We start from the raw sequence: 13,141 nt of genomic DNA, 5'->3' as shown, positions 1-13,141 counted from the left end.
AAATCGCTTTTGGCAGGAGTAGGGTCTTCCTAGATTTCAGCCGGGAAGGCTTTCGTCAAGCGTTGGCGCTCGCATCACGGCCCGTCCGGCCCGTCCGGATCGCCGTTTCTTCTCGCCAGCCGGGCGAAAACCGTCGAGGTGCGCAACAGCGCGGTGAAGCGGCTGCGCTTGCCAGCCGGCACGCCCGATCGTGCCCGCATCCGATAGAGGATGACGGCGATGAAGATTGCATAGACCAGCGCGCTGAACACGAACAGCGCGCTTGGGCCAAAATACTGCATCGCCGTCGATGCGGCGAAAGGGCCGCCAATGGCGCCGAAGGAATAAAACAGCATCAAGGCGGCGTTGATCAGAACGAACTCGCCCGCGCCGGCGCGGTCGTTGGAGTGCGCCGCCGACAGCGAGTAGAGCGGCATGGCGAAACAGCCGAAGATGAAGATGATGAGGAAGTTGAGAAACGGGTCGGCTCCCGCCACGAACGCAAGCGCCAGCGCTGCCAGCATGGCGCAGCATGTCGTCGCCAGCAGCACCGAGCGCCGGTCCCAGCGATCGGAGAGATAGCCTAGCGGGTATTGGATGAGTGCGCCGCCGAAGATACCGACGCTGACGAAGGTGACGACATCGGCGACAGACATGCCGATCTGCTCGGCATAGACCGGCGACAGCGTGCGGAACGCGCTGTTGGTGACGCCGACGGCGATGCAGCCGAAACAGCCGAGCGGCGAGATGCGCCAGACCCGCGCCAGGTCGAGCTTGACGTCTTCCGGCGGCGTCGGGTTGGAGCGATCGCCCAGCGATACCGGCACCAGCGACAGCGTGATCATCATCGATATGATGGCGAATATGGCGAAGCCGCCCGCTCCGAAGATCGGGATGAGGAACTGCGCGCCGGTGACCGAGCCGATGTCGACCATGCGGTAGATGGCAAGCACGCGGGCGCGGTCCTTGTTGCTGACCCCGGAGTTGAGCCAGGCCTCCATCACCGTGAACAGGCCGGCGAAGCAGAAACCGCCGGCAAAACGCACCGCGCACCACATCACCGGGTCGATGACCAGAACCAGGAGCAATGTGCCGGCCGAGGCGGCCGCGGCCAGCGCCGAGAAGGTCCTGACATGGCCGACCGCCTTCAGGATGCGGGTGACGGCCAGGCAGCCGAGCAGGAAGCCGGCGAAATAGAACGTGCCCATCAGGCCGATGTCGGAAGCCGAAAAACCTTCCTGCGCGCCGCGCAGCGCGATCAGCGTGCTTTGCAGCCCATTGCCGCCGAGCAGGATGCCTGCGGCGATGAGGAGCGGGATCAGCGGACGGATGGAGGACATTAAGAGGCGATCACATGTCTGTGATCCCTTCTTGAACCATCGCTTCCGTCAATACCAGCGGCAATTCCCCGCGCCAACAGGATGTGTCCGCCTTTCCGTTCAAGGAAGTCGGCGCCTGCCTCCTCGACGTCCCACGGCGAACCGCCCGGCTGCTCCCGACGCGATGGCTATTCCCGCGAGGACAGCGATGAGCCCGACAATTAGGTTTGCATTGATTTGCTCACCGAGAAAGACGGCGCCGAAGATCGATGCCGTCACGGGGTTCACGGCAACTGAAACGGCAACCAGCGTTGGCGGCGCACGTTCAAGCGCGAACGCCCAGAGGAAGAAGATCAGGGCGCCGCAAATTACGGCCAGGTATCCGCTGGCAACCCATTGCGACGCCTCAAGCGCGGCAAGTCGCGTCAGGCCTCCAGTCAAAGTCGACAGCGCCAACAGGCAGGCCGTGCCGACGGCCATGCCAAACGCGGCGAATGATGTCGGCGCGCAGCGGGTGAGAAAAGGTCGCGACCAGACATTGTAGAGCGCCATGCAGAATGCCGCCGCGATCATCAGGAGGTCTCCGCGCCAGGCGCCCTGGGGAGCTGTCGTCAGGCTGCTGCCAAGCGCGACAGCCACTCCGGCCATCGCGACCAGGACGCCGACGATCTTGCGCGTCGTCGGCGGTTCGATCCCTAGAACCGCGCCTGCGAGCATTGTGAGCACAGGCAGCGTCGAAAGCGCCAGAGCTCCTCGCGCCGCCGTCGTGTAGACAAGGGCTCCGTTGAAGAGCACCGGGAATAGGCCGAAGAACAGCAGGCCCAATGCGGCGGCGCCCGGCCAATCGCTTTTCGCAGGCCACTTGTCCCGCCGCAGAAGCGCTACGGCGGCGAGCACTAGAAAACCACCCCCGAACCGGATCGCGCCGATGGTGAGCGGATCCAGCGAACGCGCGAGATAGCGCGTTGCACCGACAGCGGTGCCGCCAAAGGCGCTGGAGAGAATCGCCGCGAGCACGCCTCCAGTTTCCATCGCTTCCCCTCTGCCAGTTCGGAGTCCAGCGGTATCGGGCAAACCGGGTAAAAGGAATCGAATAAATGCAATGAGCTTGATAAGCTTGCGCAATGAGCAGTCGGAGTCTCGATCCGGAATTGTTGCGGACTTTCGTCGTCGTTGCCGAGCGGCTCTCTTTCACGCGAGCCGCCGAGCAGCTCAATCGAACGCAAGCCACCGTCAGCTTGCAGGTGAAGCGCCTTGAAGAGCGCCTCGACATTTCGCTGTTCCGTCGATCGACGGCCCATGTCGAGCTTACGGCCGCCGGCGAGGGGTTTCTGATCGACGCACGCCGCATTCTTGCACTTAACGAGCAGGCGATTGCCCGTGTCTCCAACCAACGGGTAGCGGGACGCATCCGGATAGGCGTCATGGAGGACTACGGCACCAAGATCCTGCCACGCCTCCTCGCCGATATCGCCGTGCGATTTCCGCTCATGCAGGTCGAAATGGAGATCGGCCTCACGGCGCGGCTGCTGAAACGGCTCGGCTCATCATTTGACGCGGTCATCGCCATGCATCCGGAAGGTGTGGCCGAGGGCGATCTGATATGCCGCGAAAGAGCGATATGGGCGGCGGCGAGGACCCACTCTGTCGAAGAACTCGATCCGCTGCCCGTCGCGTTGTCGGACCCCGATTGCTTGTTTCGCGCATGGGCGATTGACGCGCTCGACAGAGCGGGCCGGCCGTGGCGACTGGCCTATGTCAGCCCGAGCCTTGCCGCGACGGAGGCGATCGTCGAGCAGGGCCTTGCGGTTACCGTGGTCAAGGGCAGCATGCTCGCGCCCGGCCTGCGCGATGTCCATCCTGGCCCTTATGTGCCGCCGCTGCCCGGGGCGGAGATCCGCCTTCATCGGGCCACAACGTCTTCCGCAAGCGCCGCATTGGTCGTCGATCACCTCGCGCATCGCCTGCGGCTGTCAAGCCTTGGTTCATAGGGCGACCTGCGCGCCGGCGAATGCTCCGAAAGAACCCGTCAACCCGGGTTCGTTGCCCTGGCCCTCCGCCCACTCGCCTTGACAAACCGGGCCTCCCATGCGCTTTTCGCGCAAATTTTTCAGGCCGGGCCGCGATGCTTCGGCCGGCAACCCAACATCCCGGACTTTTGCCCATGACAATGCACCGTTACCGCAGCCATACCTGTGCCCAGTTGAGAAAGAGCGACGTCGGCGCTTCCGTTCGCCTGTCGGGCTGGGTGCATCGCGTGCGCGACCATGGCGGCCTGCTGTTCATCGACCTGCGCGACCACTATGGCCTGACCCAAATCGTCGCCGATCCCGATTCGCCGGCCTTCAAGATCGCCGAAACAGTGCGCGGCGAATGGGTGATCCGCGTCGACGGCGAGGTCAAGGCGCGCCTGCCTGAAACCACCAATGCCAACCTGCCGACCGGCGAGATCGAGATTTTCGCGCGCGAGATCGAAGTGCTTTCGGCGGCCAAGGAATTGCCGCTGCCGGTCTTCGGCGAGCCGGACTATCCCGAGGACATCAGGCTGAAATACCGCTTCCTCGACCTGCGCCGCGAGACGCTGCACAGGAACATCGTGGCGCGCACGAAGATCATCGCCGAGATGCGCAAGCGCATGGGCGAGGTCGGCTTCACCGAATTCTCGACGCCGATCCTCACCGCATCGTCGCCCGAAGGCGCGCGCGACTTCCTGGTGCCGTCGCGCATTCACCCCGGCACTTTCTATGCGCTGCCGCAGGCGCCGCAGCAATATAAGCAGCTGATCATGGTCTCGGGTTTCGATCGTTATTTCCAGATCGCGCCCTGCTTCCGCGACGAGGATCCGCGCGCCGACCGCCTGCCCGGCGAATTCTACCAGCTCGACCTCGAAATGAGCTTTGTCGAGCAGGATGACGTGCTTTCCACCATGGCGCCGGTGATGACATCGGTCTTCGAGGCCTTTGCCAACGGCAAGCCCGTCACGAAGGACTGGCCGCGCATTCCCTATGATGTTGCGATGCGCAAATACGGTACCGACAAGCCGGATCTGCGCAACCCGATCGAGATGCAGGCGGTCTCTGACCATTTTCGTGATTCCGGCTTCAAGGTCTTCGCCAACATCCTGGCCAACGATCCCAAGGCCGAGGTCTGGGCCATTCCGGCCAAGACCGGGGGCAGCCGTGCCTTCTGCGACCGCATGAACAGCTGGGCGCAAGGCGAGGGGCAGCCCGGATTGGGCTACATCTTCTGGCGCAAGGAAGGCGAGAAACTCGAAGGCGCGGGTCCGCTTGCCAAGAACATCGGCGAGGAGCGCACCGAGGCGATCCGTCTTCAACTGGCCCTTGCCGATGGCGATGCCGCCTTCTTCGTCGCCGGCGATCCCAAGAAATTCGTCTCCTTCGCGGGTGCTGCGCGCACCCGCGCCGGCGAGGAACTGAACCTGGTCGACCGCGACCGTTTCGAGCTGTGCTGGATCGTCGACTTTCCGTTCTTCGAGTGGAACGAGGACGAGAAGAAGATCGATTTCGCCCACAATCCGTTTTCGATGCCGCAGGGCGGCATCGACGCCCTCAACAACCAGGAGCCGCTCGGCATCAAGGCATTCCAGTACGACGCCGTGTGCAACGGCTTCGAGATTGCCTCGGGCGGCATCCGCAACCATTTGCCCGAAACCATGGTCAGGGCCTTCGAGATGGTCGGACTGGATCGCCAGACCGTCGAGGAGCGCTTTGGCGGCCTTTACCGTGCGTTTCAGTACGGCGCCCCGCCGCACGGCGGAGCGGCATTCGGCATCGACCGCGTCGTGATGTTGCTGGTGGGCGCCAAGAACCTGCGCGAGATCACCATGTTCCCGATGAACCAGCAGGCTTACGACCTGTTGATGAATGCGCCGTCGGAAGCCACGCCGCAGCAGCTTCGCGACTTGTCGCTGCGTGTCGCACCGATCAAGAAAGAGGCATGATGGCGCTTCGGACGGCGCTTTAAAGAAGCCTCCGAAGTGACTCGTTCGATTGAGAATCGCAGACAAAAGCCCGGCATCGCTGCCGGGCTTTTCGTATCTTGAAGCAAGTCGAGGTCGCTTCGATCAGTCTTCGTTGGCCTTGACGGTGACGCCGAGCGTCTTCGGCAGGTCGGTCGGATTGGACATGGCGCCCGCCATGATCAGTGCGAACGGCACCGACGCCGGCGGCTTAGCCGAGATTTCGAGGCTCTTCGGATCGTCGAGATATTTGCCGACCGCCGCCGTTACCTGCGCCGTCAGCTCGGGATTGTTGAGCTGCGCCATGCCGAACGGCACGATCGCCTTGGCCTGGTTGGCGATATCCTTGCCCGACATGCCTTGCTGCTTGCCGACATAGTCCAGCACCTTGCCCGTCAGCGAATCGTCGTCGAAACGGATCGAGGCGCTGTTGAAGGAAAGCTGCTGCAACAGGCCGAGCATGGCCATGCCTTGCGCCGAGTTGTCGGCCCCTTCGGGCTGCGCGGCCATCTTCTTCTGCATTTCCTGCAGCGACTTGATGAAGTCGAGCGTGTAGCCGCCGAGATCGAAGGTCATGCCGAGCGTGCCGGCATTCTCGACCGAAATGTTGTATTTCGACAGCTCCATCTTGCCGTCAGTGGGCTGCCAGGTGCCGGCCATCTCGAAATTGCCCGCAATGTTCTGGTAGCCGAGTGCGTTGATGACTTCCTTCGACTTGGGATCCTCGACCAGCGTCAGGTCGGCATTGAACTTCTCGGTGGTGCCGGTGAATTTCATCGCTTGGCCGTCGGCCGGCGGCGTGATTTCGATGGCAAGCCCGTCCATCGAGAAAGCGGTCTTGTCGGCGATCTTGACCCTCATGTTCGAGAGTTCGGCGGACTTGTACATCATCAGCGAGCCCAGCGGGCCGCTGGCGCCGCTGGCCGGAACCATCATGTCGTGGATGACGAGGGGGCTTAAATTGAGGGTGACGCCGTCCTTGCTATGTTCGAATGCCGAGGTCGACACGGTTGCGATATCATAGCCGCCATTGGCTTCGGTCACGCCCTCGAGTTTGACGTCGCCGATCGCAAGGGCTTCTTTTTCCGCGCCCGGTTTGATGGATACGCCCTGCAACACCATGCTGGCGTTGTCGCCGGTCACGCCGGTCCAGGAGATGTTGACGCCCTGCGCGGCAAGTGCCGCCTTCAGCCGGTCGGCGACCGCGGTGTCCTGGGCGAGCGCCGCGTTCAGCGGCAATGTGAGCAAGAAGGTCGAAAAGGCGAATTTCCTGAGAGTCGAGCGTTTGATTGTCATCGCGAATGCCCCTGCGAGTGTCCTGAAAATTATTTTTCAATTTTTGGCGCCATCACCCTTCAGTGACGAACTGGACGGGAAAAAGGCGCATCCCGCCACAATGGTCAAAAATCGCGGCGAAAGGCAAACTCGATCCGAACATGCTGGAGACCGGGCCGCCGGGCGTCGTCGCGCTTCGCAATAGAGACGGCATGTAACAGATTGATGTTGGCTGGCGGGCTTGCCTGCGGCTTCGTGTTGCAGGGCAGGGCATGCACCCACTTCAAGGCTTGCCCTCTTGCCGCGAATCACCCGCTCGGCTAGTTCCAGCCCATGGGAAAAAGGCTTTTGCCGCCTGACAATGGTGGCGGCGATCATATCGAACCGGTCGACCTGAAGAAGGCGCTGGAAGAGCGCTATCTTGCCTATGCGCTGTCGACCATCATGCACCGGGCGCTGCCCGATGTCCGCGACGGGCTGAAGCCGGTCCATCGCCGCATCATGCATGCCATGCGCCTGCTGCGCCTCAACCCCGACCAGGGCTTCGCCAAATGCGCCCGTATCGTCGGCGAGGTGATGGGCAAGTTCCACCCGCATGGCGACCAGTCGATCTACGACGCGCTGGTGCGATTGGCGCAGGATTTTTCGATGCGCTACCCCTTGGTCGACGGCCAGGGCAATTTCGGCAACATCGACGGCGATAACGCCGCCGCCATGCGCTACACCGAAGCGCGCATGACCGATGTGGCGACCGAGCTGCTCGCGGGCATCACCGAGGATGCCGTCGACTACCGGCCGACCTACAATGAGGAGGACGAGGAGCCGGTGGTGCTCCCGGGCGCCTTCCCCAATCTGCTGGCCAATGGCTCGTCCGGCATCGCTGTCGGCATGGCGACATCGATCCCGCCGCACAACGCGGCCGAACTTTGCGACGCCGCCCTTCACCTGATCGAGCATCGGGACGCGCCGGTGGCCAAGCTGATGGATTTCGTCCAGGGCCCGGATTTCCCGACCGGCGGCATCATCGTCGATAGCCGAGCCTCCATCCTCGAATCCTATGAAACCGGCCGTGGCGGCTTTCGCGTGCGGGCAAAATGGAGCCAGGAAGACCAGGGCAGGGGCACCTGGAGCATCGTCGTCACCGAAATCCCCTATGGCGTGCAGAAGGCGCGGCTGATCGAGAAGATCGCCGAGCTCCTGATGGCGCGCAAATTGCCGCTGCTCGAGGACATCAGGGACGAGAGCGCCGAGGACATCCGCGTCGTGCTGGTGCCCAAGAGCCGTTCCGTCGATCCCGGCATCCTGATGGAATCGCTGTTCAAGCTCACCGAGCTTGAAAGCCGTTTCCCGCTCAACATGAACGTGCTGTCGCGCGGCAAGGTGCCCAATGTCCTGTCGCTGAAGGGCGTGCTGCAGGAATGGCTCGAGCATCGCCGCGACGTGCTGATCCGCCGCTCGAAACATCGCCTCGGCGAGATCGAAAGACGGCTGGAGATCCTTGCCGGCTACCTGATCGCCTATCTCAATATCGACGAGGTGATCAAGATCATCCGCGAGGAGGATGAGCCCAAGCAGGTCATGATGGCCCGCTGGTCGCTCACCGACACCCAGGCCGAAGCCATTCTCAACATGCGCCTGCGCGCCCTGCGCAAGCTGGAAGAATTCGAGATCCGCAAGGAATTCGACGGCCTCACTGCCGAAAAGAAGCAGATCGAGGCGCTGCTTGCGTCCGAAGCCAAGCAATGGGGGACGATCAAGTGGGAGGTTGCGAGCCTGCGGGACAAATTCGGCCCCGAGACCGAGCTCGGTAAGCGCCGCACCCAGTTCGCCGATGCGCCCGAGCATGACCTGACCGACATCGCACATGCCATGATCGAGCGCGAGCCGGTCACCGTGGTGGTCTCGGAAAAGGGCTGGCTGCGTGCGATGAAGGGTCATCTGACCGATCATTCGCAGCTTGCGTTCAAGGAAGGCGACAGCCTGAAACTCGCCTTCCATGCGCAGACGACCGACAAGATCCTGGTGTTCACCACCGGCGGCAAATTTTACACCATCGGCGCCGATCGGCTGCCAGGCGGGCGCGGCCATGGCGAGCCGATCCGCATCATCGTCGACATGGACAATGACCAGGACATCGTCACCGCCTTCGTTCACGATCCGAAGCGCAAGCTGCTGCTGGTCTCGCATGACGCCAACGGTTTCATCGTGCCGGAGGAAGAGGTCGTCGCCAACACCCGCAAGGGCAAGCAGGTGATGAACGTCAAGGCGCCCGACGAAGCCAAGCGCTGCGTGCCGGTCGGCGGCGATCATCTGGCTATCGTCGGCGAGAACCGAAAGATGCTGGTGTTTCCGCTGTCCGACATTCCGGAAATGAGCCGCGGCAAGGGCGTGCGGCTGCAGAAATACAAGGATGGCGGGCTTCTCGATCTCAAGCCGTTTACGCTGGAGACCGGCCTTTCCTGGCAGGATTCGGCCGACCGCACCTTTACAAGGTCGCGCGAGGAATTGGCCGAATGGATCGGCGCCCGCGCGTCGGCTGGCCGCATGGTGCCGAAGGGTTTCCCGAGGACCGGGAAATTTGGGTAATCTCCCCCCTCGAGGGGGAGATGCCGCCGAAGGCGACAGAGGGGGTCGGTTCGACTGGACGCAACCTCATTGCTTTGAACAAAGAATGCTAGCGCCTTACGCGCGGCTACCCCCTCTGGCCTGCCGGCCATCTCCCCCTCGAGGGGGGAGATCCGCAGCTTCACCATCACCTTTTGAACTATCGTCACGATTGCTGCACTATATCAGAGCATAAGCAGCGGGATGGCCGGGAGAGACGAGCGTTTGAAGGAAGCGAAGATCCAGAAACCGGGGCAGCGCCTGTTCGGCCTGTCGACGCCGCTCAGAGCCGCCGTCATCCCCCCGCTCTCGGCGGCGCGCTGGCTGCTGGTGCTGATCGTTGCCGCCGGCGTCTATTTCTTCCACGGCTTCCTGTTCCCGGTGCTGGCCGCGCTGGTCATCGCCTTCGCGAGCTGGCCGCTCTACCGGCGGCTTTTGGCCGGTGTCGGCGGCAACCGCACCATCGCCGCCACCTTCGCCATATTGTTCATCCTTGCCTTCCTGGTCATACCGATCGCGCTCGCGGGCACCTACGCCATCAACGAGGTGCGCGAATGGGTCGGCTGGGCGATCGAGACCAACCGGCACGGCGCCCCGACACCGCACTGGATCGCCACGCTGCCTATCGTAGGAGAATGGCTGAACCAGCAATGGACGACCAATCTCGGCCATCCCGGCGGCATCGGCGAACTGATCCAACTGGTCAGCGGCGCCAATATCGGCAGCATCTATCGCGGCGTCCTTGCCGCTGGCGGCAGCGCCTTCGGCCTGCTTTTGACGCTTTTGTTCATGATGATCGCGCTGTTCTTCGCCTATCGCGACGGCGAGCATTTCGCGGGCCAGGTCGATCGCCTGGGCGAGCGCATCCTGCCGACGAGGTGGGAGCGCATCTCGCGGGTCGTGCCGGCGACCATTTCCTCGACCGTGACCGGCATGACCGTCATCGCCATCGGCGAGGGATTGGTGCTCGGCATCGCCTACTGGCTGGCCGGCGTGCCGTCGCCCGTGACGCTTGGCGCGCTCACCGGGGTCATGGCGCTGATTCCCGGCGGGGCACCGCTGTCCTTCACGCTGGTTTCGATCTATCTCGCTGCCAGCGGCTCACCGGTGGCCGGCCTGGCTTTGTTCATCTGGGGGACGGTCGAACTGTTCATCGTCGACAAGACCTTGCGACCGAAGCTCGTCGGCGGGCCGATAAAACTGCCCTTCCTGCCGACCTTTTTCGGCCTGATCGGCGGCGTCAAGACGATGGGCTTTCTCGGCCTGTTCATCGGCCCGGTGCTGATGGCACTGCTGGTGGCGATCTGGCGCGAATGGCTGCGCGAGGTGGAAATGATGGACGAGATGCCTGCTTCCCCTGAACAGGAAGGCTCGCCGTCGCTGATCGAGATCGACGGCGAGGCGAAGAAGATTCAGGCCGGATGACGCACCGCAAGGGCGGCGCGGCGCCTGCGTCCGTCATGCAACTGCCACACCGAATGGACCACCAATGTGACGATCAGGATCGCGCCGCCGATCAGGCTGTTGCGTGACGGCGTTTCGGAAAAGATCAGCCATACCCACACCGGTGCCAGCACGGTCTCCAGAAGGTAGAACATCGCCACTTCCGGTCCGGAGATGTATTTGGGGCCGGCCGCCAGGCAGAAGAACGAAATCGGCATGATCACGGCGCCATTAAAGATGATCCACCAGGGCGCGCTCACATGGATGCCTTCACCTGACACCATGAAGGCCGCCAGCACGAGCGACGGAACCACCCCGACGAGCGCCGTGAAGCCCATGTCCTTGCCGCTGGCCCGCGAAATGGTGATGGCCACGGAAATGAAGAAGGCCGAACACAGCGCCATGAAATTGCCGAACAGGTGTCCGGTGCCGACAGATCCGCCGACGATTACCAGCACGCCGAGGATCATGACCAGCATCGCCGCGAACGTCACCGCCCGCGGCTTTTCCTGGAGAAACAACCAGGACAAGAGCGCGGCGAACACTGTGTTGAAGGCCAGGATGAACACCAGGTCGGCGGTCGAGGTGTAGAAGACGGCGGTGACGAAGGTGATCGAGGTCAGCCCGTAGCATATCGCGGCCGCCAGTCCCGACCAGCCTGGAATGAGCTGAGGCGCGTTTCGGCTGAGCGCCCGCCAGACAGCCCAGATGATCATTGCGGCGATGAAGGTGGCGGCCCCGCGCAAGAGCAGGATCGTCCATGCGCCGCCATCGGCGAGGCGGATCAGCGGAATGTCGAGGGTCAGCGTCAGGCCGCCAATGGCGGTTATCAGAAGGCCCTTCTGGTGGTCGCTGTGGGACGTCATTTGCAAACTTTCGTAATGAAATACAGATGGGACAGCCGATCGGCGCAATGATGCACTCTCCCGCCAAGCGGCTGAAAGACCAGCATCCCCTGCGTTGAAACAGTTAAACGTGGATCTTGGAAAAACTCAGCGTGAGACCGCTTCGTTGGTGTAGCGCTCCCAGCCCTTCGGGCCGAGATGCTCCTGCGGCATGAAGCGCATCTTATAATTCATCTTGCGCGAGCCGTTGACCCAGTATCCCAGGTAGACATGGGGCAGCCCCATCGCCCTGGCGCGAGCGATGTGATCGAGGATCATGAACGTGCCGAGAGACCGCTCCTCGAAGTCGGGATTGAAGTAGGAATACACCATCGACAGGCCGTCGGCCATCTTGTCGGTGAGCGCCACCGCGATCAGCTCGCCCTGTCCCTTGCCGGTGATGAAAGTATCGGGCCCGCGCCGGCGATATTCGATGACCTTGGTGTCGACATGGGTGTCCTCGACCATCATGGCGTAGTCCAGAACCGTCATGTCCGACATGCCGCCGCGGCGGTGGCGGGCATCGAGATAGCTGCGGAACAGCGAATATTGTTCGGTCGAGGGCTCGGCATTGTGCATGGCGCCGACGAGATCGGAATTGTGCTGCAGCACGCGCTTCATGTTGCGGCTGGCGACGAATTCCTGCGCCAGGATGCGCACGGAGACGCAGGCGCGGCAGGTTTCGCAGGCCGGCCTGTAGGCGATGTTCTGGGAGCGGCGGAACCCGCCTTGGGTCAGGAGATCATTCATCTCTGACGCCTTGTCGCCGACCAGATGCGTGAACACCTTGCGCTCGAACTGGCCGTCGAGATAGGGGCACGGCGACGGCGCGGTCAGGAAGAACTGCGGCGACTGGGTCGGGTGCTGCGTCATCGAGTCTCGGAAACACTCCTTCGAATCGCTCTACCTTTGGCGCGGAAAGCGAAAAATTCAACAGGATTGTGAAGGCGTGGCCATGCGGACGCCTTCACATTTGTGCCGACGCCGCGGCGATGCTTGCGAAAATGCGCCTCAGCGGCCGGTGCGGCTGACCACCGTGCCGAGCAGCAGGTCGTGCAGCGTGCGCTTGCGATCGGAAAACAGCGTCACCAGCAGCACCAGCGGCGACAGGATGACGTTGCCGGCCCAGAACAGCACCGAATGGACCACTGCCGTGAGCCCGTCGATCGGCCTGCCGTCGAGCCGATCGAGCCGGATGCCCATCATCTTCATGCCCGTGGTCGCCTGGTTGGCGCTGCCAAGCGTGTTCCAGATGTAGAGAATCGCGACGGCCGGGACCAGGACGCCGAACAGCATCCAGCCAAGGCCGAGGGTCAAAAGCCCGAGGAAGAACACTAATATGGCGACAGGGATGATGAGCAGCGCGACAATGACATAGTCGATCATGACCGCCAGGACACGCCGCGTGCGTACGCCTTCATAGGCCCTCACGTCGTCGAGCCTGGTATTGATGATTTCACCGTCGAGAACGCGAGCGTTCATGTAATTTCCTCGTAACAGGGGCCTGCTTAGCCTGCGCCCCACCTGCTGGGAAAATGGTAAAGGCTGATGGCGGAATCAAGATCGAGCCTTTCCCGGTGCGCAAGGCGGGGGAAGCGGCCGGCGGGCCGGTTGAATTCGCGCCTGACATGGCGTTAGCTTGTTGCGGCGCACCAAAA

Annotated in this window: 10 protein-coding genes; 4 read left to right on the top strand and 6 right to left on the bottom strand. The window is 62.6% G+C overall.

Annotated features, from left to right (window positions below; translation table 11 throughout):
* Positions 1-74: 74 nt before the first annotated feature.
* Positions 75-1,319: an MFS transporter gene (locus FJ973_RS18125; RefSeq protein WP_140557032.1), complete on the bottom strand. Its 1,245-nt coding sequence runs from the start codon at positions 1,317-1,319 to the stop codon at positions 75-77.
* A 99-nt stretch (positions 1,320-1,418) separates the two neighbouring features.
* On the bottom strand, positions 1,419-2,423 hold the full coding sequence (locus FJ973_RS18120) for a DMT family transporter (protein ID WP_318012625.1): 1,005 nt from the start codon (positions 2,421-2,423) through the stop codon (positions 1,419-1,421).
* Here FJ973_RS18120 and FJ973_RS18115 point away from each other — a divergent pair.
* A complete protein-coding gene (locus FJ973_RS18115) occupies positions 2,423-3,289 on the top strand; it encodes a LysR family transcriptional regulator (RefSeq protein WP_140557030.1) in 867 nt (288 codons plus the stop codon). The genes FJ973_RS18120 and FJ973_RS18115 overlap by 1 nt on opposite strands.
* Before the next feature lie 179 nt (positions 3,290-3,468).
* A complete protein-coding gene (aspS, locus tag FJ973_RS18110; protein WP_181165169.1) occupies positions 3,469-5,259 on the top strand; it encodes an aspartate--tRNA ligase in 1,791 nt (596 codons plus the stop codon).
* A gap of 123 nt (positions 5,260-5,382) precedes the next feature.
* Here the strand turns inward: aspS and FJ973_RS18105 are convergent, their stop codons facing one another.
* Positions 5,383-6,573, bottom strand: coding sequence for a hypothetical protein (locus tag FJ973_RS18105; RefSeq protein WP_140557026.1), 1,191 nt, complete (start codon positions 6,571-6,573; stop codon positions 5,383-5,385).
* 312 nt (positions 6,574-6,885) lie between these two features.
* Here FJ973_RS18105 and parC point away from each other — a divergent pair, with 312 nt between their 5' ends.
* Complete coding sequence (gene parC, locus FJ973_RS18100) at positions 6,886-9,138, top strand: DNA topoisomerase IV subunit A (RefSeq protein WP_140557024.1); 2,253 nt, start codon at positions 6,886-6,888, stop codon at positions 9,136-9,138.
* A 243-nt stretch (positions 9,139-9,381) separates the two neighbouring features.
* Positions 9,382-10,581, top strand: coding sequence for an AI-2E family transporter (locus FJ973_RS18095; RefSeq protein ID WP_140515657.1), 1,200 nt, complete (start codon positions 9,382-9,384; stop codon positions 10,579-10,581).
* Here the strand turns inward: FJ973_RS18095 and FJ973_RS18090 are convergent.
* The 3 genes from FJ973_RS18090 to FJ973_RS18080 all read right to left on the bottom strand — a co-directional run bounded on the left by FJ973_RS18090 (position 10,569) and on the right by FJ973_RS18080 (position 12,965).
* The gene (locus FJ973_RS18090; RefSeq protein WP_140557023.1) at positions 10,569-11,465 is read right to left on the bottom strand and encodes a DMT family transporter; all 897 of its coding nucleotides are present in this window, start codon (positions 11,463-11,465) and stop codon (positions 10,569-10,571) included. The genes FJ973_RS18095 and FJ973_RS18090 overlap by 13 nt on opposite strands.
* 126 nt (positions 11,466-11,591) lie before the next feature.
* On the bottom strand, positions 11,592-12,356 hold the full coding sequence (locus FJ973_RS18085) for an arginyltransferase (RefSeq protein WP_140494092.1): 765 nt from the start codon (positions 12,354-12,356) through the stop codon (positions 11,592-11,594).
* Between the two features lie 138 nt (positions 12,357-12,494).
* Positions 12,495-12,965, bottom strand: coding sequence for an RDD family protein (locus FJ973_RS18080; protein ID WP_140521755.1), 471 nt, complete (start codon positions 12,963-12,965; stop codon positions 12,495-12,497).
* Positions 12,966-13,141: the final 176 nt, after the last annotated feature.

Source organism: Mesorhizobium sp. B2-1-3 (assembly GCF_006442495.1).
Classification (GTDB): domain Bacteria; phylum Pseudomonadota; class Alphaproteobacteria; order Rhizobiales; family Rhizobiaceae; genus Mesorhizobium.
Note: the sequence above shows the minus strand (reverse complement) of the source record. Positions and strands in the feature narration are given on the sequence as shown.